The organism is Formivibrio sp. oc-25 (assembly GCF_055810895.1).
Genome location: NZ_JBVVOL010000013.1, coordinates 40,832 through 66,376 on the forward strand (window position 1 = coordinate 40,832; position 25,545 = coordinate 66,376).

Sequence of the window (25,545 nt, forward strand, 5' to 3'; positions counted from 1 at the left end):
ACAGGCATGGAGGGAATATGCGATCCAACGCCTGGAATCCAAGTCTGCCAAGAACATGTTCTAGCGAATTCGCTCCAGCGCCAGCGATGCCGCTGTCGTGCGTGTTTCCACACCCAACTTTTCGAAGATGTGTTCCAGGTGCTTGTTCACGGTACGCGGGCTCATTTCCAGGATCTCGGCGATATCGCGGTTGGTCTTGCCCAGGCTCAGCCAATACAGCACTTCCGCCTCGCGCCGGGTAAGCGGGAATGCCGTCAGCAGTGTTTCGATCGAGGCGGCGTCGTTCTCTTCGCGCAGCACCACCAGCCATTCCTCGTCGCCGGTCTGGTCATGGAAACTCGCCAGCAGGCGTCTGCCTTCCAGCACATTCAAGAGCGCCGGTATTTCGCGATTTTCGCGGCGGGCAACATCGGCGTGGCGGGTCCAGTCGAGCAGGCTTTGCGGTGCGAATTCTCCATGCGGACCGAAATGGTCGTTGAGTAACTGCCGCGCCAGCGGGGTCTGCCAGGTCAGCCGGCCGTTGGCAGCGGCAATCGCTACCGTGGCCTGCCCGAAAGCATCGAGTGCGCTGCGCGCCTGCTTCATCTGCCGGGCGTTGTGCATGTGCGCGGCGATGCGCGCCAGGATTTCCTGCGGTTTGATCGGCTTGGTCACGTAATCCGCACCGCCGGCGGCAAAGGCGGCCACCACGTGTTCCGTCTCGGTCAGCCCGGTCATGAAGACGATGGGGATAGCCTGCGTAGCAAAATCGGCCTTGAGCCGCCGCGCCACCTCAAAACCATCCATGCCCGGCATCATGGCATCGAGCAGGATCACGTCGGGCAGGCTGAGGCGCGCCCGGTGCAGCGCCGCTTCGCCATCGGTGGCCACCAGCACGGTGTAACCCACTTCGTCGAGCGCATCGTAAAGCAGCGAAAGATTGTCCGGTACATCGTCCACGGCCAGGACAATGCCGGATTGGCGCGTGTTCATGCTTCTCCCTTCAAGCCCTTGCGAATGATTTCGCGCAGCACATCGAACTGAAACTTGCCGACCTGTTCGCGCGCCAGCCGCACGAATTCGGCATACCGAGCATCCCCTTGCTCAATCCGGTCAAGCGCTTGGCGCACGCCACGCACATAGCCCAGCTCCAGCGCCGAATTCAGCGCCTGCAATTCATCCTCGGACGGGCTGACCCACTGCACGACCGGTGCGGCAAGCGGTTTGACCTGCAATAGCGGGGCCGGCGCGCTGACCCACTCCAGCGAGAGTTTGCGGCCTATCCATTCGAGCAGCTCTTCCACCTTCAGCGGTTTGAGAATGAAATCTTCGGCAGCGATTCCGACATCGTTTTCCTGCCCTTTCTCAAAGGCATTGGCCGAGATGATGGCGATTTTGGCGTCGCTCAGCCCTTGCTCACGAATCCGGCGAATGGTTTCCCAGCCATCGATACCGGGCATGGCCAGATCCATGAACACCAGATGCGGCCGGAAATGCGGCAACAGCGCCAGGCATTCGATGCCGGATGCCGCCTCTTCCACCTGGAACCCGAGCGGGGCCAGCACGCTGCGCAGCATTTCGCGATCGACGCGTTCGTTATCCACCACCAGAATGCGCCGGCGTGTGCCGACATAACCAATGCGAGTGGAACGCGGCAACGCAGCTTCCGCCTGCGCACCGTGTACCTGTGGCAGGTACAGGCGCACCGTGAACAGGCTGCCCTTGCCGGGTTCGCTGGTCACGCGCATCTCGCCCCCCATCAGGTCGGTAAGCATCTTGCCGATGGTCAACCCCAGGCCGGTGCCGGTAGTACCGCCCCGCACCGCACTGCCACGCTCGAACGGCTCGAAAATCCGCCCCACCTCATCTTCGGGAATACCGGGCCCGGTATCGCAGACTTCGAAGGTGGCCATCTCGCGCAGATAGGCCAGCTTGAAGGTGACGCTGCCGCTGGCCGTGTATTTCACGGCATTGCCCAACAGGTTGATCAGGATCTGGCGCAGGCGTTTTTCATCAGCACGCACCACGGCAGGCAGCTCGGTGGGTGCCTCGTAGATGAAATCGAGCCCCTTGCCGCGTGCCTGCAGCTCGAACATGGCGACAATCTGCTCGATGAATCCGGCGAAATCGAGCGGCCTGATATCGAGCGTGAGCTTGCCGCTTTCGATCCGGGCGATGTCGATCGTGCCTTCGATCACGGAAAGCAGATGATCACCGCTGCGGCGGATTACTTGAATGGCCTGCTGGCGCGAGGGTGGGATGGCAGGATCGCCATCCAGAATCTGCGCATACCCGAGGATGGAATTGAGCGGCGTGCGCAATTCGTGGCTGATCGCCGTGATGTAGCGGCTCTTGGCGTGATTGGCCTGCTCGGCAGTCTGGCGGGCCTTCTGCAACTGCTCATCGGTGCGCTGGTGCGATTCGATTTCCTGCAGCAGCAACTGGGTCTGCCGGTTGGATTCTTCCTGCGCCACCTGCCGGCTCTTGTGGGTCAGCACCATCCACCATGCCACCACGCTGCTGACCAGCAACAGTGCAGCGAAAATGCGCAGGAAGGTATCGGCCAGATGCGGCGACGGGGCAAGCTCGCCGTTGAGTTCGAGGTAATAAAGCAGGCCCAGTACCAGCATCAGGAAGGAAACAATGCCGGTCATCAGCAACAAATAATGCCCCAGCCCGCGCGAGAGGAATGGCAGAACACTGCGTGGCAACAGGCGCTCCAGCAGGCTGGCCCACTGCACGGCAAGGCGGGCATGCGGCTTGCACAGATCATCACAGCGCGCATCGAGCGTGCAGCACAGCGAACAGATCGGCCCCTGATACGCCGGGCAATGCGCCATATCCTCGGCTTCGTACTCGCGCTCGCACACCACGCAGTGATGCAGGTGGCCATCGAACGGCGCGGATTTGCGTGCCAGGTAATAACGCCCGCTTGTCAGCCAGGCCAGTGTCGGCGCAGTCAGCAGCGCTGTGACGATGGCCAGGAAGGGCGCGAACGGCTTGAGCGTGGCACCGAATAATCCCACATGCGCGCACACCGATAGGATGGAGGCTAGCGCCATGGTGCCCACCCCGACCGGGTTGATGTCGTAGAGGTGGCTGCGCTTGAATTCGATGCCGGGCGGAGAGAGCTTGAGCGGCTTGTTGATCACCAGATCGGCCACCACAGCCATGATCCAGGAAATCGCCACGTTGGCGTACAGGCCCAGTACCTGCCCCAATGCCTGGAAAACTTCGAGTTCCATCAGCATCAGCGCGATCAGCGTATTGAATACCACCCAGACCACCCGGCCAGGATGGCTGTGCGTCAGGCGCGAAAAGAAGTTGGACCACGCCAGCGATCCGGCATAGGCGTTGGTCACATTGATCTTGATCTGCGACAGGATCACGAACAGCACCGTGATCGCCACCGCCCAGCCGGCCCACGGAAACACCAGCGAGAAACCGATCAGATACATCTGGTTCGGGTCTACCGCCCGCTCCAGCGGCACGGCCGCGCGGATTGCGAGCCAGGCCAGCAGCGCACCACCCAGCATCTTGGCCACGCCAGGTACCAGCCACCCTACCCCGCCGAGCAAGGTCGCCCAGCGCCAGCTACGCCGGTTGCTATCATCACGACGCGGCATGAAACGCAGGTAATCAGCCTGTTCCCCCATCTGGGTAATCAGGGCAATACCCACCGTAAATGCCGTGCCGAACAGCGACAAATCAAAGCCAGTGGCATTCTGGCTGCCGCCGTATTGCCAGATGCCGGCGAGTGCATGTCCATCCTTTTGGAACACGTACAGATAAGGCAGCACCAGCAACAACAACCAGACCGGCTGGGTCCGGGCCTGCAGGCGGCTGATCGCGGTAATGCCATGCATCACCAGCGGCAGGATCACCAGCGCACACACCAGATAGCCCCAGGCAGGTGCAATGCCCAACCCGAGCTCCAGTGCATAGGCCATGACCGCCGCTTCGAGCGCAAAGAAAATGAAGGTAAACGAGGCGTAAACCAGCGAGGAAATGGTCGAGCCGATGTAGCCAAAACCCGCGCCGCGCGTGAGCAGATCCATGTCCACGCCAAAACGCGCGGCATAGATGCTGATCGGCCAGCCGGCCAGAAAGATCACCAGGCTGGAAGCCAGAATCGCCCAGAAAGCATTCAGGAAACCGGCCTGCACCATCATCGTGGCACCCACGGCCTCCAGCACCAGAAACGAAGCCGCACCACCCACTGCAGTATTGGCCACCTGCCAGATAGACCACTTGCGGAATGCACCTGGCGTGTAGCGCAGCGCGAAATCTTCCAGCGTTTCGCGCGCCACCCAGCTATTGTAATCCCGGCGCACCTTGATGATGCGCTGCTGGGGCCGGTTCGGTGCAGCGTTCAAGGCAGAGCCTCAGCACAAAGCAACATCAGGAACGCGCGCCGAACAGGTAGCGTTGCGATTTCTCCGGGCGAGCTTCGTTTTCCGCCTTGGCGTGTACGGACTGATGCGGCAGGAGCATTTCGCGCAGGCGCAGAACCAGAACGAGCAGATCCTCATTCGAGGTTTCATCCTCGATCTCGGTCAGCCGGTTACGGGCGTACTGTGGATCGTTCCTGAGCCGATCCAGATCAACGGATTGATCCAGTTCGCGGCGAACCTGAAGTTTCAGGCGGGCCAGCAGGCGTAACAATTCGATATCTTCGTTCATGGGCGCGTCATTTTTGTTATGGATTATGACGTCTGTCTTGCAAACACCATGCCAGACATAGCGACAACATGAAAGCGGATTTACGCCTGAAACGGGGCCGCCACACCGTGTTCATCCGGACACGCTGCACCATATGCGTGAATATAGTGATTCATTCTGGTGCAGATAACAGTTGAGACCGTTTCCAGGATATACAGTTGATCGTTTTATGCGCCTGTTTCTCTCGACAAGATAACAGTGTGCATCTGCATCGCCTGCCGATTGCCGGGGAAAATGATAGCCATACAAAATCCATCGCCAATCAAAGGAGTGCATATCATGGACACCACCTGTCTTCATGCCCGGCAAACGATTCAGTACACGGCCCAGCAAGGCGAGCGTGTAGTCTGCGATACGGGCAAGTTGTGGCTGACGGATTGCGGGGACGACATCATCCTGCAAGACGGTGAACAGTATCAGATGCAGGGTGATTCAATCGTTATCGAATCGCTGAGCAAAGACTGCTTCTTCCATACCGAAAGTAGCAGCACGCAACCGGGCTGGCGCCAAAAACTGCACCAGTCGCTGGAAAAATTGCTGCACGGGCATGTCACACCGCATGCAACTGTCTGATTGAAAAAAGCATGGAAAAAGCCATTCACGCTCTGCGATGAATGGCTTTTTTGGATCAAAAATCCGGTCAAACGCCGTGAATCATGTCCGCTGCCAGCGTACCCAAGCGCTGGATGGCACGCTCGTGCCGCATGGTCCACGGCTCGACGCAACAGATGCGCAGACAGTTGCGATAACTGTGGCTGGGTGAAAACAGCGGCCCCGGCGTAAAACTGATCCCCTCAGATAACGCGCGTTGCAACAACAACAAGGTATTCACCGCCGGGTTCAACTCCAGCCAGAGCACATAGCCGCCTTGCGGCACATGCAAACGGCTGTCTGCCGGGAAGAAACGCTGAATGGCCGCCACGGCGCTGGTTACCTGCTCGGCACAGGCCTTGCGCAGGCGGCGCAGATGGTGCTCGTAACCGCCGCTTTCCAGGAAACGTGCAATCGTGCGCTGCAGCGGCATCGAGGTCGAGTAGGTGTTGATGAACTTGAGTTCTTCCAGCTCGCGCTGGAAACGACCGGCCGCCACCCAGCCCACTCTGAAGCTTGGCGCCACCACTTTGGTGAACGAACCGATATGCATCACGCTGCCGTCGCGATCAAACGCCTTGGCGGGTCGCGGCCGATCGCCGTGATAACAGAACTCCCCGTAGATATCGTCCTCGATCAACGGAATCTTGCGCTCGGAAAGAATCTCTACCAGACGCTTCTTGTTTTCATCCGGCATCAGGCTGCCAAGCGGATTGGAGAAATTGGGCAGCAGTACGCAAGCCTTGACCGCATTATTGCGCGTAGCCAATTCCAACGCCTCGATCGATATACCGGTCTGCGGATGCGTCGGGATTTCCAGCGCCTTGAGCCGGAAACTTTCCAGTATCTGCAACAGCCCGAAATACGCCGGGGATTCAATCGCCACCACATCACCCGGCTGCGTCACCGCACGCAGGCAAAGGTTGATCGCTTCCAGCCCGCCGTGCGTGATCAGGATTTCATCGGCATCGATCTGGCCACCCCAGATCAGCGAACGCCGGGCAATCTGTCTTCTCAGTTCCAGATCGCCGCACGGCCTGCCGTAGTCGGACAAAAGCTCTGGCTCCTGTCGTGTCACCTGGGCCAGAAGCCGCTGCAATTGCTGATTGGGGTAGAGCTTGGGCGAAAGGATCGCCAGGCCAAAATCCACCCGGATATCATGCAGACGCGCCAATTCTGCCGGCTGCAACAGCGGATCGATGATGACTTCAGAAGGTTTCTGCGGCGGCTGGGTAATCTCAGGCACGGCAAAGCCACGCTGCGCCCGAACATAAAAGCCGGATTGTGGGCGCGCTTCGATATAGCCGCGATCTTCCAGCTCCCGATAGGCTTCCATCACCGTTGTCAGGCTGACTTGCCGCTGCGAAGACAGCTTGCGGATGGACGGCAGCTTTTCGCCGGCTTTGAGCACACCCGAGGTGATTGCCTGGGCCAGCTCTTCCGCCATCTTGTAATAAAGCGTGCCGGTGCGACGCGGGGTCTGGGAGGTAAGATTGGTGAGATCGTTCATGGTGCCATCCATCATATAGGCTTGAAGATAGCAGAGTCAGCCCGGGGATAACAGATACACTTCAGCAATTAAAAATAGAAAAGTGTACTGGTTTATGGCGCAATGGCGGAGGCTGCAGAGCCATCCGTGCGACTGGCGTTAAGTGGCGGAATGGTTGCGGGCTTGTGTTTATCCAGAATCTGGAAAAACACTTCGTCCTGTTTGAGCATGCCCAATTCGCTGCGTGCACGCTCTTCAATCGCATCCGAACCGGTTTTCAGATCGCTGACTTCCGCCTCCAGCGCGGTATTGCGTTCCTTGAGCTGGCCGTTGTGGGCCATATGCTCACTGACTTGCTGATCCAGTTGCCATACCCGCAGCCACCCGCCCTTACCTACCCAGAGTGGCCATTGCAAAGCTGCAATCACGACAGCAAAAAATATGGCAAGCAAACGCACGTTTCAAGTCGGCCCTATAAAAGAAAACCGGAGCCCAGGCTCCGGTTCGGGATGTTACACCATTCGGCGGGCGTCTAGCGCCCGCACAAACAGTTTTAGCGCTTGATCTGGTAGAACGCAGCCTTGCCCGGGTAGTAGGCAGCATCACCGAGTTCTTCTTCGATGCGCAGCAGCTGGTTGTACTTGGCCATGCGGTCGGAACGGCTCAGCGAACCGGTCTTGATCTGCATGCAGTTGGTAGCCACGGCCAGATCGGCAATGGTGCTATCTTCGGTTTCACCGGAACGATGGCTCATCACGGAGGTGTAGCGGTTGCGCTTGGCCAGATCAACAGCCTTCAGGGTTTCGGACAGCGAACCGATCTGGTTAACCTTGATCAGGATCGAGTTGCAGATACCCTTTTCGATGCCTTCGGCCAGGATCTTGGCGTTGGTCACGAACAGGTCGTCACCCACCAGCTGTACCTTGTCGCCCAGACGGTCGGTCAGGATCTTCCAGCCGTTCCAGTCGCGCTCGCCCATACCGTCTTCGATCGAGATGATCGGGTAGCCGTTCACGAGGCTTTCCAAGTAGTCAACTTGCTGCTCGGAAGTCAGCTTGCGGCCATCGCCCTTCTTGTAGAAGTACAGACCGGTGTCTTTCTCGAAGAATTCGGAAGCAGCGCAATCCAGACCGATGCAGATGTCTTCGCCAAACTTGTAGCCAGCCTTGGCAACCGCTGCAGCGATCATTTCCAGCGCTTCTTCAGCGTTGGCCACGTTCGGGGCGAAACCACCTTCGTCACCCACGGTGGTCGGCATGTGCTTGTCATGCAGCACCTTCTTCAGGTTGTGGAACACTTCAGCGCCCATGCGCAGGGCTTCGCGGAAGGTCGGAGCGCCAACCGGGATGATCATCAGTTCCTGGAAGTCCAGGCTGTTGTTGGCGTGCTCGCCACCGTTGATCACGTTCATCATCGGCACCGGCAGAGCCATCGGGCCGGAACCACCTACGTAGCGATACAGCGGCAGACCGGCTTCTTCAGCGGCAGCCTTGGCCACGGCCATGGAAACGGCCAGAATGGCGTTGGCGCCCAGGCGGCCCTTGTCTTCCGTGCCATCCAGATCGATCATGGTCTTGTCGATGAACGCCTGATCGGCAGCATCGAGGCCGATGATGGCTTCGCAGATTTCGGTGTTGATGTTTTCAACAGCCTTCAGAACACCCTTGCCCAGATAGCGGGACTTGTCGCCATCGCGCAGTTCCAGGGCTTCACGCTCACCGGTGGAAGCGCCGGACGGCACAGCGGCACGGCCCATCACGCCAGATTCCAGCAGAACATCTGCTTCAACAGTCGGGTTGCCGCGGGAATCCAGAATCTCGCGGGCGATTACTTCAACGATTGCACTCATTTGCACATCCTCAAGTAGAAACAAGCCAGGCTACACAAAAAAACCGTAAGAAAATAACACAGGTTTTCAGGAAAAACTGTGTTTTCAATCAATGCAATGTAATTTGGTCACATCATCGAGCATCTTCAGCACGCTGAGCAACTCACGCATCCTGGGCAATGGCCAGGCATTGGGCCCATCAGAGAGCGCCTTGGCTGGATCAGGATGCGTCTCCATGAACAGACCGGAAATGCCAACCGCCACGGCCGCGCGCGCCAGCACCGGCACGAACTCGCGCTGACCGCCGGAGGAGGTTCCCTGTCCACCCGGCAATTGCACCGAGTGCGTGGCATCGAATACCACCGGACAGCCAGTTTCGCGCATGATCGCCAGGCTGCGCATGTCGCTGACCAGATTGTTATAACCGAAAGATGCGCCACGTTCGCATACCAGGATATTGTCAGCTCCGCCACTGGCTTCACGCGCCTTATCCACGACATTCTTCATGTCGCCAGGCGCCATGAACTGGCCTTTCTTGATATTCACCGGCTTGCCGGACGCGGCAACGGCATGAATGAAGTCGGTCTGGCGACACAGGAAAGCAGGTGTCTGTAACACATCTACCACGGCAGCCACTGCCGGGATTTCTTCTTCGGTATGCACGTCGGTCAATACCGGCACACCGATCTCGCGCCGCACCTTGGCCAGAATTTCCAGCCCGGCATCCATGCCGGGGCCACGGAAAGACTTGCCAGAGCTGCGGTTGGCCTTGTCAAAACTGGCCTTGAAGATATACGGGATATTCAGCGCGGTGGTGATTTCCTTCATTTCGCCGGCGATATCGAGACACATCTGCTCGCTTTCGATCACGCAAGGACCGGCGATCAGGAAAAATGGCTTATCGAGACCGACATCAAATCCGCAAAGTTTCATGGATGGCTCCGTGAGGCATGAGGCGTGAAGCGTGAGGAGCAAGATCTAACTCCTCATACCTGACGCCTCACTAGGTTTTCAGCAGGAAAGACCTTCGCGGCCATTTTCCTTGGCATACGCAATCGCCGCTTCGATATAGGCCTTGAACAGCGGATGACCATCACGCGGTGTGGACGTGAATTCCGGATGGAACTGGCAAGCGAAGAACCAGCGATGATTCGGCAGCTCGACCGTTTCCACCAGTTGTTCAGCACCAGCCGATTTGCCGCTGATCTTGAGTCCGGCGCCTTCCAGACGGGCAAGATAATGGTTGTTTACTTCATAACGATGACGATGGCGTTCGGTAATCACCTCGGCGCCATAAACCCTGGATGCAAGGGAATCTGTCACCAAGCGGCATTCCTGCGCCCCCAGGCGCATGGTGCCACCCATATTGGAGTTTTCATCGCGTTTTTCGATCTTGCCATCGTGGTTGACCCATTCCGAGATCAACGCCACAACCGGATATTCGGTTTCCAGATCAAATTCCGTCGAGTTGGCGCCCTGCATACCGGCCATATCGCGCGCATATTCGATCAGCGCAATCTGCATACCCAGACAGATGCCCAGGTAAGGAATATTGTTTTCGCGTGCAAAACGCACTGCCTTGATCTTGCCTTCCACGCCGCGCTTGCCAAAGCCGCCCGGCACCAGAATGGCATCCATATCCTTCAGGCAGTCAATGCCTTCGGTTTCCAGGTTTTCGGAATCGACGAAGGTGATCTTCACTTCGCTACCGGTATGGATGCCGGCGTGCTTGAGCGCTTCGATCAGCGATTTGTACGATTCGGTCAGGTCGACATACTTGCCAACCATGGCGATGCGCACGGTCTGGGTTGGATTGTTGATGGCATCAACGATCTTGTCCCACATCGACAGATTGGCCGGCGGCTGATGATCAAGCTGCAACTGCTTGCAGATGATGTCATCGATACTCTGCTCGCACAGCACGCGCGGGATCTGGTAGATCGACGGCATATCCGGACAGGAAATAACTGCGCGCTCCTGCACATTGGTAAAGAGCGCGATCTTGCGCTTTTCTTCCTCGGGAACCGGACGATCGGCACGGCAGATCAGTACATCCGGCTGAATGCCGATTTCGCGCAATTCCTTGACGCTGTGCTGGGTTGGCTTGGTCTTGATCTCGCCTGCTGCCGCGATATAGGGCACATAAGAAAGATGCACGAAACAGGTATTGTCACGCCCCAGCGTAACGCCCATCTGGCGGATCGCTTCCAGGAACGGCAGTGATTCGATATCGCCAACCGTACCGCCAACCTCGATCACGGCCACATCAGCCGCGCCGGCACCTTGCTTGATGAAGAGTTTGATCTCGTCGGTAATATGCGGGATCACCTGCACAGTCTTGCCCAGGTAATCGCCACGACGTTCCTTGCGGATCACCGATTCGTAAATCTGGCCAGTGGTGAAATTGTTGCGCTTGCTCATCTTGGACGAGATGAAACGCTCATAGTGGCCCAAGTCCAGATCGGTCTCGGCGCCATCTTCGGTCACGAAGACTTCACCGTGCTGGAAAGGACTCATGGTACCCGGATCCACATTGATATATGGATCCAGCTTCATCATTGTGACCTTCAGGCCACGCGATTCAAGGATGGCAGCAACGGAAGCGGCAGCAATGCCCTTGCCCAGCGAGGAGACCACACCACCGGTAACAAAAATAAACTTGGTCATGGCTATAGGAGGGAATTTGAATCGCGCATTCTATCTGAAGCAGTACTCCCTCTCAATTCTGGACAAACCCTGATGCTTCTGCTTATCGCTGAATTCCGACCTGCGGCAGGCACAATATTCCCGATATTGCACGGCAACATTTTTCTGGAAAAACAAAACCGTCTGTCTATCATGAGTAAGGTTCCCATCCTGTCCGGCACAAGCTGGCACATCCCAACTTCACGCAAGGAGTCTTTCATGAAACGTGTTGCACTGGTCACTGGCGGCATCGGCGGCATCGGTACCGCCATCTGCAAGAAACTCGCCGATACGGGTCACACTGTCGTTACTTGCGATATCCAGGCGGAACGTGCAAATGCCTGGGTGGCAGATATGAAAACCCAAGGCTATGACTTCAAGGTCTACGTGTGCGATGTCACGGATTTTGACCAATGCGCGCGCATGGCCGAGCAGATCACGGCCGAGGTTGGGCCGGTTGACGTTCTGGTCAACAACGCCGGCATCACGCGCGATGCCGTGTTCAAAAAACTGGCCAAGGTCGACTGGGATGCTGTGTTGGGCACCAATCTCGATTCCGTCTACAACGTTTCCAAGCAATTCTGCGAAGGCATGACCGAACGCGGCTGGGGCCGCATCATCAACATGTCATCCGTGAATGGCCAGAAAGGACAATTCGGCCAGACTAACTACTCTGCGGCCAAAGCCGGCATGCACGGCTTTACCAAGGCCTTGGCACAGGAGGTGGCGCGCAAGGGCGTTACCGTCAACACCATCAGCCCCGGCTACATCGGCACCGAAATGGTCATGACCATCAAGGAAGAAGTACGCAACCAGATCATTTCGACCATTCCTGTGGGTCGTTTGGGCAAGCCGGAAGAAATCGCCGACATGGTCGCCTATCTGGCCAGCGAATCCGGCTCATTCATCACGGGCTCGAATATTTCCATCAACGGTGGCCTGCACATGTTCTAGTCGGGCCTGCTGAATTTTGCGGACCAGGCTTGATCACTCATGAATCAACCTGGTCAACGCAACATGGATTTGCATCCACCCCGACAAACCGCATAGAATAGCGGCGCTTCGCGGGCGTCGTATAATGGTAATACCCAAGCTTCCCAAGCTTGTGCCGTGGGTTCGATTCCCATCGCCCGCTCCAGATTGTTAGCATCAGAAAGGCCAGCTCAAATGAGCTGGCCTTTCTGTTTTCGATGACCTCATCGATTGCGACGAGTGCTTTCGAATTCGATCTCATCAGTAGCGGTTCAGTATTTGCGGAAGTGGCACTCAAGCCAGGCTATGTTCCTTGATCAGACCTTCGCGATAGGCATGCAGCAAGGCATGCAGCTCATCGATCTGCTGCTGAAATTCGCGCCCTCTGTCGGTATCGCCAATCAACAGACGTTCGGGATAGGTGTAGATCACCTCGGTTTCCGTATCGATATCCACGGCCTCGGAAACCGCTTTTTGTCTTGATTCGAACGGCTGGTGCGCCGCCAGCAACAACTCGCGCGAGTTCGAAATCAGGGTATAGCCGGCAATACCGGTGTCTTTCTGGTAAGCGCGCGAGAAACCTCCATCAATCACGATCAGCCTACCGTTAGCCTTGATTGGCCGTTCACCCTTGCTGACTTTGACCGGTACGTGACCATTGATAATGAATCCAGTATCCGGATTCAGGCCAAATTCCAGCAGGATCTTGCGGGCAGTTTCTTCCTGATCGCGCAAGGCATAGTAGGCATTGCGCTTTTCCACGTGCGTGGATTTGTCTGCCAGGAAATAACGCTCGAAGGTGGCCATCTTTTCCTTGCCGAACAGGGGCGACTGTGGTGCACACCACAGGAACCACAGCGTATCCATGCCGTAGAGTTTCTGTTCCGGATTGCCAATATCGAAATAGCCTTGGCGCGCCAGCCGGTCGACCCGATCCAGAAATGCCTTGCCGGCAAACGATTGGCCATCCACATCAAAGCAGCGGAATTCACCATCTTCGCGCATGGAAATGCAGCCGTGATAGAGCAAGTTGCCATTGTGGGCCAGATAGAGGCTGCCCTTGGCAAACAGGAAGCGTACATGCTGCTGCAGCTTGCGGCTTTCCACAAACGCCTGCTTGAGCTTGTCGACCACGATACGCTCTTCCGGTGTCAGGGCTTCCGGATCAGCCGGGTCGATGGTCGGGAAGTGTTTGTCCAGCAGCGGATACTCCTGGCCATCCAGATTGATGATGCCGCGCGCATAGTCGATTTGGGTCAGCAGGCGCCGATCATCCATCTGGTAATGCGGACGACGCCTGATGATCTGGCTTTCCAGCTTGAACTGGATGATCGCCATGGCCTTCTGCATCTTGGCCATAAGCTGGATTTCCTGATTGGAAAAAGTGTGGTCCTTGGGCAGCTTGGGCTGAAACAATTCACATGGATCATCCTGATAGGCATCCAGCACGAAGGAGGCCAGCGGCATCAGGCTGATGCCATAGCCGTTTTCCAGCGATTCCATATTGCCGTAACGCAGGCTGATGCGAATGACGTTGGCCATGCTCGCTTCGTTGCCGGCAGCAGCACCCATCCACAAAATATCGTGATTGCCCCACTGGATATCGACCTGATGATGCTTCATCAGCAAATCCAGAATGATATGTGCTCCTGGTCCGCGATCGTAGATATCGCCGATCACGTGCAACCGTCTTACCGCCAGACGCTGGATCAGTTCTGCCAGCGTGGTAATGAACATCTGCGTGCTGCCGGTGGCAATGATGGTATCGATCTGGCACTGATAATAGGCGGCCTTGAATTCCACGCCTTCCTGGTCATACAACAATTCCTCGATCGTTTCAGCCACATGCTTGGGCAGGAAATTGCGCACGGCCTCGCGCCGGTATTTGGCAGTGAGATGCCGGCACAATCTCACCAGACGGATCAGTGTCAGGCGGCTCCACTCTTCCACATCCGGCACGGATTTGAGCATCAGAGGCCCCTTCAATTCGGGGTAATAGATCAACGCTGCCAGATCCCGACGCTCACGCTTGGTCATGGAATTGGCGAACATTTCCTCGATCTTGCGCCAGATCGATCCAGCTCCGTTACGCACCACATGCTCGAATGCCTCGTGCTCGCCATGCACATCCGACAGGAAATGTTCCGTGCCTTTGGGAAGCTGCTGCTGCGCGGTCAGGTTGATGATGGCGGTCGATGCAGCCTGGATCGACGGGTATTTCTCGGATAGCAGTTGCAAATACTTCAGCGATAAATCGACAGGTGGATTGGTGCTGTAATTTTTTTGCGGAACTCGGCTCATCCGTGATCTCCATGCGCCAGTCATCCTGGCCTGCTTGCGTAATGCGATAGTGTAAAACCTGGGTACGGTAAAACGGTACTGTCGACAGCCTCATATTCGCTGGGGAAATGGCAACTTGCGATGGCGGGTAATCCATACGCCGGCAAACACGGCTATGGCCCCGGCAAACTGCAGCGGGCCAAACGATTCATTCAACAGCAGGTAACCAAAAATCACGGCAAAAACCGGGGAAAGATTATTGAAAACCGAAGCACGCGTGCTGCCGATGATACCAGCGCCCCAGATCCACAGAAAATTGCCCAGACACAGCGCCAGTACGCTGGAAAACACCACACTGCCCCAGGCATTGAGTGGTAATCCTGCCCAGTTGATCGTCAGCACGCTGCCAGCAGAAAATGGAAACATCAACAGCGTAGTCATCAGCATCAGCGCTGCGGTGATCTGGTAAGTGGAATACTTTTGCAGCAAGGGCCGCGAGAATACCGTGTAATAGGCGTAGCCGAATTGCGCTAGCAGCATCAAGCCGGTGCCGACGAGATGGGTGCTGGCCAGACTGATTTCCTTGCCGGATCCGAGCACGATGAATGCCACCCCGGCCATTGATAAACCAATCCCGACCATGGCCGGCCGCGTCAGCGCTTCCAGGCCGAAAAACTTGTTGATCAGCACCACACTTACCGGCAGCAAACAAAGCAGAAACGAGGCATTGCCAGCGGTGGTACGCAGCACGCCTTCGGCAAAACAGACCTGGAACACCAGAAAGCCGAAAGCACTTACTTGTAGCACCTTGCGCAGATCCTCTTGCTCGAATTTCCGGTAAGTTCCAGACAGCCACAACGCTAGCATGGCCACGATCGTCGCCACCACCATGCGGGCAAAGTTGTAAGGCATGGGCGAGAGATATTGCAGCCCGACCTTGACCACGGGGGGGTTGGCACCCCACACCACAGCCACGGCAAACAGTATCCATTCCACGTACCCCTTGCGGGTGTCTGTCAGTTCATGCTGTCGCATTGCTAAACCCCGATTTGTCTTTATTTGCATTACGCTGATTTTGGACTTTTTCCTGCTTGCTGGCCATCGCATACTCTCCCGTGCATTCAGCTGTTACCAAGCAGCTCAAGGTCATGCAGCAGCAAGCGTACTTGTAATTTTTCCATGAACAGCCGCAAGAAATTGAACACGATCAATTACGACACCCCGCAGATCAGGCAATGTATCGCATCCGTCGCGCAGACAAAAATCGTTATCATTTTACGTTAATGTGCCCGAACACAAGGCTCACACCCTCATCGCAGCCCCTCCATCCGAAAGGAAAGTGCGCACCATGAAGCCCAGGATCATTCCCACTCAACATGAAATCACCCTCGGCGATTCGGATGTGATTGTCTCCAAGACCGATCTCAAGGGGCGTATTACTTACGCCAACCGGCTGTTCATGCGCATTGCCAACTATTCGGAAAAGCAGCTGCTGGATGTCCAGCACAACATCATTCGCCACCCGGAAATGCCGCGCGGAGCATTCAAGCTGCTGTGGGACACTCTGAAAGCCGAGCGTGAATTTTTTGGATATGTAAAGAACATGACTGCGGATGGGCATTTCTACTGGGTGTTCGCCAATATCACGCCTGATCGCGATGCCAGTGGCAGGGTGGTAGGGTATTTTTCGTTCCGGCGCAAGCCAAGGCAGGAAGCGGTCAATGTGATCGAACCCATCTACCGCGAGATGCTGGCCGTGGAAAAAAATGCCGGGCCTGCAGCAGCCCCCGATGCCTCGATTGCGTTCCTGCTAAACAAGCTCAGCAGCATGGGCACCACATACGAACGCTTCATCCTTGAACTCTGAGCGAACATTGCACATGAAAAAAAATTCCGGCATCAGCAAGGGCATCCCGTTTTATCGTCACCAGATCCTGTTTGTGTGCATTGCCTTTACCCTGCTCAATGTGGCTTTGGTGGTGTGGGTCTCATTGCAGCATGGCTTTCAATGGTTGACGCTGCTATTTCCGTTCGCCTCGGCCATATTTGCCTGTTTTGCCTGGATTCGTTTCAAACGCCCGATGGATTTCCTGGAAAAGATGGAACTGTTGCTGGCCGATTCCAGAAAAGGACAGTTGCATCTGCGCATTACCAACACGGCTGGGCTGGGCGAAATCGGCAAGGTTGCCTGGGAACTCAACGAGTTGCTCGACATCATCGAAACCTATTTCAAGGAAGTGAATACCTGTTTCCAGCTGGTTTCGGAAGGTACGTTCTACCGCAAGGCCATTCCGGACAGCCTGCCGGGCGAGTTCGCGCATTCGCTGGAACGGATCAATCTGGCCATCAAGGCCATGGAAGAAAACCAGCAATGGATCAGCAAGAATGCACTGGCCAGCCAATTGCATGCGATGAACACAGGCAATATCCTGCGCAATCTCAAGGTCAACCAGCAGGATTTGCTCAGTACCAGCCACGAAATGGATGAAGTCGAAGACATCGCACGTTCCAATCAGGAAATCGCAGTCAACAGTGTCGATTCCGTCAGCCAGATCAGCAGCGCGCTCTCTGGCATGACTACGCGCGTGCAGGAAATGGCCAACGCTGCGCAGGCGCTGGGACAAGAAAGTGCAGATATCAACTCTGCGGTTCACCTCATTTCCGAGATTGCCGACCAAACCAATTTGCTGGCACTGAATGCCGCCATCGAAGCCGCACGCGCGGGAGAATCCGGACGGGGTTTTGCCGTGGTGGCCGATGAAGTACGCAAACTGGCCGAGCGCACCAAGAATTCCACCATCGAGATCGGGCAAATCGTTGAGCGCTTTGTCCAGCGCGTTGAAGGCATGGTGACCGAGACCGGCACAGCCAACCATGTGGTGAGCGAGGTCAACCGGCAAATGGCCGAATTCAAGGGGCGTTTTGCCGAAATCTCCCACGCCGCCGAGCACACCATCAACAAGGTTACCCGTACCAAGGATCGCTCCTTTGGCTCACTGGCCAAGGTCGATCACATGATCTTCATGCAGAATGCCTACACGGCGGTTCACAAGGCATCGGATTGCGAAGAATCCAGAACCAGCCAGGTCGATCCGCACCAGTGCCAGTTGGGCCGCTGGTACGATGAAGATGGCAAGAAAGCATTCGGCAAGACCACTGCCTTTGGCAAACTGGAAAAAGCGCATGTCAAGGTACATGGCCATGTGCAACAAGCCATCAGCCTGTCACGCGCCGACTGGCAAAGCGACACCAGCATTCGCAAAAATCTGTTGCAGCAGATGGAATCTGCCGAAGATGCCAGCAAAGAGGTTGTGGCATTGCTCGATGACATGCTGAAAGAAAAATACCGGACTTGATGCAGATATAAGTCATCCAAGCACACGGCAAGCCGTGTGCTTTTCTTTTTGCGGCCTATTGCCTGATCAGCAGCATAAAGACCACCGACTGAACTAACTGGCTGGATTACAATCACTCTTATAGCCGCCCTCCGCACGCATCAAGATGAACAAACCCGCCAATACAACTGAAATCGCCCGTGAAACGCTCAAGCAACTGATGCTGCGACGCGTACCGCCGACCCCGGATCACTACGAAGCGATCTACCATGAGATCGCCCGTACACCCGAAGCGGAACGACTGCATCCAGGATTGCGGCAGATAGTGGAAATGTTGGCTGCATTCCCGCGACAATCCGCCGAAATGCAACAGCAACTGGTTTTGCTGCAAAACAGCGCCCGCACCGAAGACTGGCCATTATTTTCGAAGACCTTGCTGGACTGCATCAAAGGCCAAGGGCAGGAAATGGTTCTGTCCCGATCTTGGTCTGAACTGATCCGCGAGCTGATTCGCCAGTGGGATCTGCGCAACCCAGCCTATTCGCCCAACCGCAAAAAGGAAACGCTGGAAAAGGTACTGATCAACTTTGGCCAGGACACCGCGCAGTTAAACGAGAAACTGGCCGCACTGGTCAGGGCCTGGAGTGAAACCAGTGCTGATAACGGCGACAAAGGTATTGCTGCCGCAGGCATTACTGATGCAACGGAAACCGAGGGGTCTGCATCTACCACGCCTCCAGTGACCTCTTCGTTTGCATGGCATGACTGGCGCCAAGCCTTGGTACAGGCCCTGCAGATCGGTGTGGCTGCAAGATTGAGCCACCAGCCCGAATTGCAACAGGAGGCCGAAGCCCTTGCACTGGAGACTGGCCGCACTGAAAACGAAGCGCAAATGCAGTTGTTGATCAACAAACTGCGCAAGTTCTGGTTGCGCATTGAGCTGCAAAACGATCAGGAAAACCGCCTGTGTGATGGATTGATGAACCTGCTGCGCATGCTCACTGACAACATGTCAGAAGTGGTCATCGACGATGAGTGGGTGCAAGGGCAGATCGCAGTCGTCAAACAGATCATGGCGCAGCCACTGGACATGCGGCTGATCTATGACGCCGAAGTCGGCCTGAAGGAAGTACTGTTCAAACAAGGACAACTTAAGCACAGCCTGCAGGAAGCGCAAAATGTGCTCAAGGACATGATTGCAACCTTTATCGATCGGTTGGGCAGTCTTTCCGACAGCACGGACAATTATCACAGCAAAATTCACGGCTATGCCGGAAAGATCGAAAAAGCCAACGATCTGCCCAGCATCAGCCATATCCTCGCCGATTTGCTGCAAGACACCCGTTCGATGCAACTGGACGTGCGCCGCTCGCGCGATGAACTGATTGAAGTACGTCGCCAGGCAGAAGCCTCCCAAAAACGCATGCAGGAGCTCGAGAACGAACTCAGGGCCATCAGCGAGCAGGTACGCGTCGACCAGCTGACTGGCGCCCTCAACCGCCGAGGACTGGAAGAAGCTTTCGATACGGAACTGGCACGCACGCAACGCAGCAGTCAGCCTTTCGCATTAGCTTTGCTTGATATCGATAACTTCAAACTGCTCAATGATTCGAAAGGACACTCCGCGGGCGATCAGGCATTGGTACACCTTGCCCAGGTTATCAAGGATCTGCTGCGCCCCACCGATACAGTTGCGCGTTATGGCGGGGAAGAATTCGTGCTCTTGCTGCCCAATACCGATATCTCGCAGGCAGTCAGCGTGCTGCAGCGTCTGCAGCGGGACCTGACCAAACGTTTTTTCTTGCACAACAACGAGAAGTTACTGATTACCTTCAGTGCCGGCGTAACGCTGGTCAACCAGGCCGAAGCGAGAGAATCCGCGATATCCCGCGCAGATGCTGCCATGTATCAGGCCAAGCGAGCCGGCAAGAACCGGGTGGAAATCCTGCTGGATTAGAATCACGGTTTTACCGCAGGATCAGTGAAAAAGGGATTGCCATGTTCATGTGCAATCCCTTTTTTAAAATTATCATCTCAAGATCGACGCATCAGGAAGCAAACAGCTCCTCAGCATGCACGACTGCCGTGCCCAGTTTGCCCACCACGATGCCAGCAGCCCGATTCGACCACTCCATGGCTTCAGGCAGTGCCATGCCGGCCGCCAGCATCAACCCAAGCGTACCGATCACGGTATCACCCGCCCCGGAGACATCGAATACCTCGCGCGCAACCGTGGGCTGATGCACCACGCCCTCCTCACGGAAGAGTGTCATGCCCTCCTCACTGCGCGTGACCATCAAGGCAGCAAGTTCGAGGGATTGGCGCAAGGACTGCGCCTTGCAGACAAGCTCCTCTTCGCAGGCCCAGCGTCCGGCAACCTGACGGAATTCACTACGGTTCGGTGTCAGCAAGGTCGCGCCCCGATAGCGCTCGTAATCATCGCCTTTCGGGTCGACCAGAACCGGCTTGCCGAGCTTGCGCGCGGCAGCGATCATTTGCGCGACATGGCGCAAAGCACCTTTGCCATAGTCAGACAGGATGACCACATCGGTTTGTGCCAGAGAAGCCGCGAATTCATCCAGCTTGGCCGCCAGCACGTCATTGCCAGGTTCTTTCTCGAAATCGATACGCAACAATTGCTGCTGGCGCGCAAGTACCCGCAGCTTGACCGTGGTATCGATTGCACTATCGCGATGCAATGACGTTTCCACGCCATCAGCTTGCAGCAGCGACTCCAGCGTGCGGCCGGCTTCATCATCGCCAATCACGGCCAGCAGCTTGGCCCGACCTCCCAGCGCGGCAATATTGCGCGCCACATTGGCAGCTCCACCTGCGCGGTCTTCGGTGCGATTGACACGTGTGACCGGTACCGGTGCTTCCGGTGAAATGCGTTCAACCTCACCAAACCAGTAACGATCGAGCATGACATCACCGACGACGAGCACACGTGCATCCGCCAGCCGGTTACGCAATTCCGCCGCCTGCATGGTCAGCACCCGATCGAAGCATTGATGGCGCGCAGCGTCGCCACCGGATCCGTGCTCTGGGTGATCGGACGTCCGATCACCAGATAATCCGACCCTGCTGCCATCGCTGCCTCCGGGGTCATGACGCGGTTCTGGTCATCAAGACTGGCCGAAGCAGGCCTGATACCGGGCGTTACCAGCTTGAAATCCTTTCCGCATGCAGCCTTGAGCAAAGCGGATTCCTGTGCCGAACACACCACGCCATCAAGCCCGCTGGCCTTGGCAAGGAGTGCCAGACGTTCAACCTGAATCGCCGGTGCCGGCAGGCCGATTTCTGCCAGATCTGCCTCGTTCATGCTGGTCAGCACGGTCACGCCGATCAGCAAAGGGCGTTGCGGCAAGGCATCCAGCGCTTCACGCGTCGTTTCCATCATGCGCCGGCCGCCCAGTGTATGGACATTGACCATCCACACCCCAAGCTGCGCAGCAGCCTTACAGGCTTGCGCCACGGTGTTGGGGATATCGTGGAATTTCAGATCGAGAAACACGTCGAAACCGCGACCAACCAGCTTTTCAACCAGTTGCGGGCCGGCGCTAGTGAACAGCTCCTTACCAACCTTGAGGCGGCACAGCGAAGCATCAACACGGTCAGCAAAAGCCAGTGCGGCTTCGGCGTTAGGGTAATCAAGCGCGACGATGACGCGCGGATCATGGGTCATGGGTACTCTCCAGAAAATCATATGCCTGTTCAGGCACGGTGCTCCTGCTTGCCACGCACCGGCGGGTAGGTTTCCCACTCATTGCAGGCCGGGCAATGCCAGAAGTATTGACGGGTCTTGAAGCCACATTCCCGGCAGTAGTACATGCCGTGTTCGCGGGTATTCTCGTTCAGCAGACGGATAATGATTTCCAGCTCGGGCTTTTGTGCGTCAGGCGCCACCAACAGGTGCGCTTCCAACACCTTGCGCAAACCGGGCATGGTTGGATGCTCGCGCAGACGTTCACGCACAAATTCATAGGCGGCATGAATTCCCTCGCGCGCTGTCAGCCGCTCGTAGACCAGATCAACAACATCAAGCTCGGGGCTTTGCCGCACCAGACGTTGCAGCAACAGATCTCCATCCTCCGTGCGCCCAAGCTTGTCATAAGCCGTCATCAACTGGCGTGCGGCAAGCGCCAGATAGTTCAGATCCTGCTTTTCCATACTGAGCCAGTGCTCGATAGCCGCCTCGATCTCACCGGCAGCCATGGCGATTTCGCCCAGCATCAGGCGTGCACGCGCACAATGCCGATGCCCGGACAAGGCCTGATCCAGATAATGCCGCGCTTCGTCCAGCTTGCCGCGCACCAGAGCCTGCGCCGCAAGTTCACAATTGAACTGGGCGATTTCATGCTGATAGGTATGACTTTCATCGCGCAGCAGTGAAGCCACTTCGATGGCCTTGCTCCATTCGTGCTCCTGCTGATAGATCGACAGCAGCTCTTCCCTAGCCTGGCGGGCATAATTGGTATCGGCCAAGGCATGCAGCAGGTTTTCAGCCCGGTCAAACAAACCGGCTTTCATGAAATCGATAGCCAACTCCAGCTCGGCAGACTGGCGCTGGTTTTCGGTCAGATCACGCCGCTCAAGCAACTTCTGGTGCATGCGGATCGCACGTTCCAGCTCCCCGCGACGCCGGAACAGTGTTCCCAGCGTAAATTGCAACTCCACGGTTTCGGCATGATGGCGGGCGATATCGACATAAACCTCCACAGCCTTGTTGGTTTCGCCGTGCAACAGGTAATTCAGCCCGCGAAAATAGGCAGCGGGCAGCGAGCGTGTCTCGGAGAGCACTTGCTTGATGTCAATGCGGGCAGCCAGCCAGCCCAGACCAAAAAAAACCGGTAGGGCAATCAGCCACCAGTACTGTATTTCACTCATCAGGATTCACTTTCAGATTGCATCATGCGGAAGATCGGCAATGGCCGGTCGTGGCGCTGCATTGCGCTGACGCAGTTCGCGACGCAACACCACCAGTTCACGCCGCAGCCGCGCCATTCGTGTCAGGCATGCCACCAGACCGAATACGGCACCGAGCACAAAAAACACCAGCAACAGCAATGCCAGCGGTGCCTGCCAGGCATAACCCAGGAAAAAACGCAGCATCACGCTGTCCGCATTCTGCATGGCAAAAGCAAACAGAATGGCAAACAACACGAATTTCAGCGGCCAGAGGAGATAGTGCAGATAGCGCATGGCGGGGTCCATCGTCTTGGTCAGCGTGGGCTGTATTGTAGCGGAAACCTTCCGGCTTCGGCCGCATGACATGACAGCCACACTTGTAAAAAAAGCGGCGTCTTGCGACGCCGCTTTTGCTATCCGGACATGCCGATCGCTCAGGACATTTCTTCATCCACGCGCTCGCGCAACTCCTTACCCGCCTTGAAATGGGGCACAAACTTTTCCGGCACCATCACCTTGGAACCAGATTTCGGATTGCGCCCCTGACGTGGCGGGCGATAGTTAAGGTCGAAACTGCCAAAACCGCGAATCTCGATTCGCTGGCCTTGCGAAAGACTCCTCGCCATGCCATCAAGAATGGTCTTGACGGCGAGTTCGGCGTCTTTCGCTACCAGCTGCGGATAGCGTTCGGCGAGTTTAGCAATGAGTTCCGACTTGGTCATGCTCGCCCCGGTCAGACTTATTCAGCACTGCCGGAGAGCTTGGCCTTGAGCAGAGCGCCCAGATTGGTGGTACCTGCGGTACCAGCCGAATCGGCAGCCAGCTTGCTCATTGCATCCTTTTCTTCGCCCAGATCCTTGGCCTTGATCGACAGGTTGATCGAACGGTTCTTGCGATCAACGTTGATGATCATAGCTTCGACTTCTTCGCCTTCCTTCAGTACGGAACGGATATCTTCCACGCGATCACGGGAAACCTCGGTCGCACGCAGGTAGCCTTCCACATCATCGGACAGGGCAATTACGGCACCCTTGGCATCCAGGGACTTGACGGTACCCTTGACAATGGCGCCCTTGTCGCTGCCGGCCACGAAGTTGTTGAAAGGATCACCTTCGAGCTGCTTGATACCCAGGCTAATGCGCTCCTTCTCGACGTCGATGGACAGCACCATGGCTTCCACTTCGTCGCCCTTCTTGTAGTTGCGAACAGCTTCTTCGCCAGCCACGTTCCAGGAGAGGTCGGAGAGGTGAACCAGACCATCGATACCGCCAGGCAGGCCAACGAACACGCCGAAGTCGGTGATCGACTTGATCGCGCCCTTGAGCTTGTCACCCTTCTTGTGGTTGATCGCGAAATCATCCCACGGATTTGCAGCACACTGCTTCATGCCCAGGCTGATACGACGCTTTTCTTCGTCGATATCGAGGATCATCACTTCCACTTCGTCACCCAGTGCCACTACCTTGGACGGATGAACGTTCTTGTTGGTCCAGTCCATTTCGGACACGTGTACCAGACCTTCGATACCCTGCTCGATTTCCACGAACGCACCGTAGTCGGTCAGGTTGGTCACCTTGCCGAACAGACGGGTACCTTGCGGGTAACGACGGGAGAGGCCGACCCACGGATCTTCGCCCAGTTGCTTCAGACCCAGGGATACGCGGTTCTTCTCTTGATCGAACTTCAGTACCTTGGCTTCAACTTCATCGCCAACTGCCAGCACTTCGGACGGGTGCTTCACGCGACGCCATGCCAGGTCGGTGATGTGCAGCAGGCCGTCGATACCGCCCAGATCCACGAATGCGCCGTAGTCGGTAATGTTCTTGACGATACCCTTGATGATGGCGCCCTCTTTCAGGGTTTCCATCAGTTTCTGGCGCTCTTCGCCCAAGCTCTCTTCCAGCACGGCGCGACGCGAAACCACCACGTTGTTGCGCTTGCGATCGAGCTTGATCACCTTGAATTCGACTTGCTTGCCTTCGAACGGAGTGGTGTCCTTGATCGGACGGATATCGACCAGCGAACCCGGCAGGAAGGCACGCAGACCGTTCACCATCACAGTGAGGCCGCCCTTGACCTTGCCAGAGATAACGCCATTCAGGATGGCACCCTTTTCCAGTGCGTCTTCCAGCTCGATCCAGGCAGCCAGGCGCTTGGCCTTTTCGCGGGAGAGCTTGGTTTCGCCGTAGCCGTTTTCCAAGCTATCGATCGCAACAGCAACAAAATCGCCGATCTTGACGTCAATAACGCCAGCATCGTTCTTGAATTCTTCAGTCGGGATCAGGGATTCGGACTTCAGACCGGCATTCACGGTCACGAAGTTATTGTCGATACCAACCACTTCGGCGGTGATCACTTCACCAGCGCGCATTTCCTGGCGGGTAAGGCTTTCTTCAAACAGGCTGGCAAAGCTCTCCATGGAGCCGAATTCAATAGCAGTAGTCATGTGATGGAAGGTTCCATACTTTCCCTCGGGCTGACGCTTGAGGGCGGGTTATTGGATTAAACAGCCGGCACTGCCTTGCGCAGCCCCGGCACGGGTAATTTTGCCGCCGGCATCAGCCACCAACGACAAGCGCAAGATTGTAATGGATTTCCTCATGACAATTCAAGCAGTTGCAATGCCGTTCGGCTGGACAAACAAGCATCGCGCATGGCAGGATGACACCCTTCATGCAACAATGTTGCAATTAGGAACCCTTAACCACATCATGACTACGCATCGCCATCTCGCTGCCCGACTGTTTGCACTCTCC

At 56.4% G+C, this 25,545-nt stretch carries 21 protein-coding genes and 1 tRNA gene; 6 read left to right on the forward strand and 16 right to left on the reverse strand.

Going from position 1 to position 25,545, the window contains the following annotated elements:
* Positions 1–60: 60 nt before the first annotated feature.
* Genes AC0KVQ_RS10320 through AC0KVQ_RS10330 form a run of 3 tightly spaced genes read right to left on the reverse strand, consistent with a single transcriptional unit; the run spans position 61 to position 4,662 of the window.
* Positions 61–972 (reverse strand): response regulator, encoded by a 912-nt coding sequence (locus AC0KVQ_RS10320; protein ID WP_473421078.1) that lies wholly within the window; start codon positions 970–972, stop codon positions 61–63.
* Complete coding sequence (locus AC0KVQ_RS10325; RefSeq protein ID WP_473421079.1) at positions 969–4,355, reverse strand: hybrid sensor histidine kinase/response regulator; 3,387 nt, start codon at positions 4,353–4,355, stop codon at positions 969–971. Before AC0KVQ_RS10325 ends, AC0KVQ_RS10320 begins: the two co-directional genes overlap by 4 nt.
* 25 nt (positions 4,356–4,380) lie before the next feature.
* Positions 4,381–4,662, reverse strand: a complete 282-nt coding sequence (locus AC0KVQ_RS10330; RefSeq protein ID WP_473421080.1) for a hypothetical protein — start codon at positions 4,660–4,662, stop codon at positions 4,381–4,383.
* A gap of 318 nt (positions 4,663–4,980) precedes the next feature.
* On the opposite strand from AC0KVQ_RS10330, the gene AC0KVQ_RS10335 reads away from it, so the two are divergent.
* Positions 4,981–5,274: a DUF2917 domain-containing protein gene (locus AC0KVQ_RS10335; RefSeq protein ID WP_473421081.1), complete on the forward strand. Its 294-nt coding sequence runs from the start codon at positions 4,981–4,983 to the stop codon at positions 5,272–5,274.
* A 67-nt stretch (positions 5,275–5,341) separates the two neighbouring features.
* On the opposite strand, the gene AC0KVQ_RS10340 is transcribed toward AC0KVQ_RS10335, so the two are convergent.
* The 5 genes from AC0KVQ_RS10340 to AC0KVQ_RS10360 all read right to left on the reverse strand — a co-directional run bounded on the left by AC0KVQ_RS10340 (position 5,342) and on the right by AC0KVQ_RS10360 (position 11,276).
* Positions 5,342–6,802: an aminotransferase-like domain-containing protein gene (locus tag AC0KVQ_RS10340; RefSeq protein ID WP_473421082.1), complete on the reverse strand. Its 1,461-nt coding sequence runs from the start codon at positions 6,800–6,802 to the stop codon at positions 5,342–5,344.
* Positions 6,803–6,894: 92 nt separating this feature from the next.
* On the reverse strand, positions 6,895–7,239 hold the full coding sequence (gene ftsB, locus AC0KVQ_RS10345) for a cell division protein FtsB (RefSeq protein WP_473421083.1): 345 nt from the start codon (positions 7,237–7,239) through the stop codon (positions 6,895–6,897).
* Between the two features lie 95 nt (positions 7,240–7,334).
* Entirely contained in the window at positions 7,335–8,630 is a 1,296-nt protein-coding gene (gene eno, locus AC0KVQ_RS10350) for a phosphopyruvate hydratase (protein WP_473421084.1), read from the reverse strand.
* 84 nt (positions 8,631–8,714) lie between these two features.
* A complete protein-coding gene (gene kdsA, locus AC0KVQ_RS10355) occupies positions 8,715–9,542 on the reverse strand; it encodes a 3-deoxy-8-phosphooctulonate synthase (RefSeq protein WP_473421085.1) in 828 nt (275 codons plus the stop codon).
* 78 nt (positions 9,543–9,620) lie between these two features.
* Positions 9,621–11,276, reverse strand: coding sequence for a CTP synthase (locus AC0KVQ_RS10360; protein ID WP_473421086.1), 1,656 nt, complete (start codon positions 11,274–11,276; stop codon positions 9,621–9,623).
* A gap of 237 nt (positions 11,277–11,513) precedes the next feature.
* On the opposite strand from AC0KVQ_RS10360, the gene phbB reads away from it, so the two are divergent.
* Positions 11,514–12,248: an acetoacetyl-CoA reductase gene (gene phbB, locus AC0KVQ_RS10365; RefSeq protein WP_473421087.1), complete on the forward strand. Its 735-nt coding sequence runs from the start codon at positions 11,514–11,516 to the stop codon at positions 12,246–12,248.
* Positions 12,249–12,358: 110 nt separating this feature from the next.
* A tRNA-Gly gene (locus AC0KVQ_RS10370) sits at positions 12,359–12,432 on the forward strand.
* 128 nt (positions 12,433–12,560) lie between these two features.
* On the opposite strand, the gene AC0KVQ_RS10375 is transcribed toward AC0KVQ_RS10370, so the two are convergent.
* Both AC0KVQ_RS10375 and AC0KVQ_RS10380 read right to left on the reverse strand, forming a co-directional pair.
* Positions 12,561–14,567 (reverse strand): fructose-bisphosphatase class III, encoded by a 2,007-nt coding sequence (locus AC0KVQ_RS10375; RefSeq protein ID WP_473421088.1) that lies wholly within the window; start codon positions 14,565–14,567, stop codon positions 12,561–12,563.
* A gap of 90 nt (positions 14,568–14,657) precedes the next feature.
* Positions 14,658–15,581, reverse strand: coding sequence for a DMT family transporter (locus AC0KVQ_RS10380; protein ID WP_473421089.1), 924 nt, complete (start codon positions 15,579–15,581; stop codon positions 14,658–14,660).
* Between the two features lie 313 nt (positions 15,582–15,894).
* Here AC0KVQ_RS10380 and AC0KVQ_RS10385 point away from each other — a divergent pair, with 313 nt between their 5' ends.
* From AC0KVQ_RS10385 to AC0KVQ_RS10395, 3 genes are all read left to right on the forward strand, one after another.
* Entirely contained in the window at positions 15,895–16,413 is a 519-nt protein-coding gene (locus tag AC0KVQ_RS10385; protein ID WP_473421090.1) for a PAS domain-containing protein, read from the forward strand.
* A gap of 13 nt (positions 16,414–16,426) precedes the next feature.
* Entirely contained in the window at positions 16,427–17,902 is a 1,476-nt protein-coding gene (locus AC0KVQ_RS10390; protein WP_473421091.1) for a methyl-accepting chemotaxis protein, read from the forward strand.
* 145 nt (positions 17,903–18,047) lie between these two features.
* Positions 18,048–19,838: a GGDEF domain-containing protein gene (locus AC0KVQ_RS10395; protein WP_473421092.1), complete on the forward strand. Its 1,791-nt coding sequence runs from the start codon at positions 18,048–18,050 to the stop codon at positions 19,836–19,838.
* A gap of 91 nt (positions 19,839–19,929) precedes the next feature.
* On the opposite strand, the gene rfaE1 is transcribed toward AC0KVQ_RS10395, so the two are convergent.
* The 6 genes from rfaE1 to rpsA form a co-directional block, all read right to left on the reverse strand.
* Positions 19,930–20,868, reverse strand: a complete 939-nt coding sequence (rfaE1, locus tag AC0KVQ_RS10400; RefSeq protein ID WP_473421093.1) for a D-glycero-beta-D-manno-heptose-7-phosphate kinase — start codon at positions 20,866–20,868, stop codon at positions 19,930–19,932.
* Positions 20,869–20,870: 2 nt separating this feature from the next.
* The gene (pyrF, locus tag AC0KVQ_RS10405; RefSeq protein ID WP_473421094.1) at positions 20,871–21,566 is read right to left on the reverse strand and encodes an orotidine-5'-phosphate decarboxylase; all 696 of its coding nucleotides are present in this window, start codon (positions 21,564–21,566) and stop codon (positions 20,871–20,873) included.
* Positions 21,567–21,595: 29 nt separating this feature from the next.
* The gene (gene lapB, locus AC0KVQ_RS10410) at positions 21,596–22,768 is read right to left on the reverse strand and encodes a lipopolysaccharide assembly protein LapB (protein WP_473421095.1); all 1,173 of its coding nucleotides are present in this window, start codon (positions 22,766–22,768) and stop codon (positions 21,596–21,598) included.
* 12 nt (positions 22,769–22,780) lie between these two features.
* Positions 22,781–23,083, reverse strand: coding sequence for a LapA family protein (locus tag AC0KVQ_RS10415; protein ID WP_473421096.1), 303 nt, complete (start codon positions 23,081–23,083; stop codon positions 22,781–22,783).
* Positions 23,084–23,223: 140 nt separating this feature from the next.
* Positions 23,224–23,511, reverse strand: coding sequence for an integration host factor subunit beta (locus AC0KVQ_RS10420; RefSeq protein WP_473421097.1), 288 nt, complete (start codon positions 23,509–23,511; stop codon positions 23,224–23,226).
* Positions 23,512–23,528: 17 nt separating this feature from the next.
* A complete protein-coding gene (gene rpsA, locus AC0KVQ_RS10425; protein WP_473421113.1) occupies positions 23,529–25,208 on the reverse strand; it encodes a 30S ribosomal protein S1 in 1,680 nt (559 codons plus the stop codon).
* Positions 25,209–25,545 lie beyond the last annotated feature (337 nt).

Coding starts and splice junctions, on each gene's coding strand:
- AC0KVQ_RS10415 (WP_473421096.1), bottom strand. CDS start 23,083: ATGCGCTATCTGCACTATCTCCTCTGGCCGCTGAAATTCGTGTTGTTT.
- rfaE1 (WP_473421093.1), bottom strand. CDS start 20,868: ATGCAGGCGGCGGAATTGCGTAACCGGCTGGCGGATGCACGTGTGCTC.
- eno (WP_473421084.1), bottom strand. CDS start 8,630: ATGAGTGCAATCGTTGAAGTAATCGCCCGCGAGATTCTGGATTCCCGC.
- AC0KVQ_RS10335 (WP_473421081.1), top strand. CDS start 4,981: ATGGACACCACCTGTCTTCATGCCCGGCAAACGATTCAGTACACGGCC.
- phbB (WP_473421087.1), top strand. CDS start 11,514: ATGAAACGTGTTGCACTGGTCACTGGCGGCATCGGCGGCATCGGTACC.
- AC0KVQ_RS10395 (WP_473421092.1), top strand. CDS start 18,048: ATGAACAAACCCGCCAATACAACTGAAATCGCCCGTGAAACGCTCAAG.
- AC0KVQ_RS10420 (WP_473421097.1), bottom strand. CDS start 23,511: ATGACCAAGTCGGAACTCATTGCTAAACTCGCCGAACGCTATCCGCAG.
- kdsA (WP_473421085.1), bottom strand. CDS start 9,542: ATGAAACTTTGCGGATTTGATGTCGGTCTCGATAAGCCATTTTTCCTG.
- pyrF (WP_473421094.1), bottom strand. CDS start 21,566: ATGACCCATGATCCGCGCGTCATCGTCGCGCTTGATTACCCTAACGCC.
- lapB (WP_473421095.1), bottom strand. CDS start 22,768: ATGAGTGAAATACAGTACTGGTGGCTGATTGCCCTACCGGTTTTTTTT.
- AC0KVQ_RS10360 (WP_473421086.1), bottom strand. CDS start 11,276: ATGACCAAGTTTATTTTTGTTACCGGTGGTGTGGTCTCCTCGCTGGGC.
- AC0KVQ_RS10390 (WP_473421091.1), top strand. CDS start 16,427: ATGAAAAAAAATTCCGGCATCAGCAAGGGCATCCCGTTTTATCGTCAC.
- AC0KVQ_RS10380 (WP_473421089.1), bottom strand. CDS start 15,581: ATGCGACAGCATGAACTGACAGACACCCGCAAGGGGTACGTGGAATGG.
- AC0KVQ_RS10340 (WP_473421082.1), bottom strand. CDS start 6,802: ATGAACGATCTCACCAATCTTACCTCCCAGACCCCGCGTCGCACCGGC.
- rpsA (WP_473421113.1), bottom strand. CDS start 25,208: ATGGAGAGCTTTGCCAGCCTGTTTGAAGAAAGCCTTACCCGCCAGGAA.
- AC0KVQ_RS10385 (WP_473421090.1), top strand. CDS start 15,895: ATGAAGCCCAGGATCATTCCCACTCAACATGAAATCACCCTCGGCGAT.
- AC0KVQ_RS10320 (WP_473421078.1), bottom strand. CDS start 972: ATGAACACGCGCCAATCCGGCATTGTCCTGGCCGTGGACGATGTACCG.
- AC0KVQ_RS10375 (WP_473421088.1), bottom strand. CDS start 14,567: ATGAGCCGAGTTCCGCAAAAAAATTACAGCACCAATCCACCTGTCGAT.
- AC0KVQ_RS10330 (WP_473421080.1), bottom strand. CDS start 4,662: ATGAACGAAGATATCGAATTGTTACGCCTGCTGGCCCGCCTGAAACTT.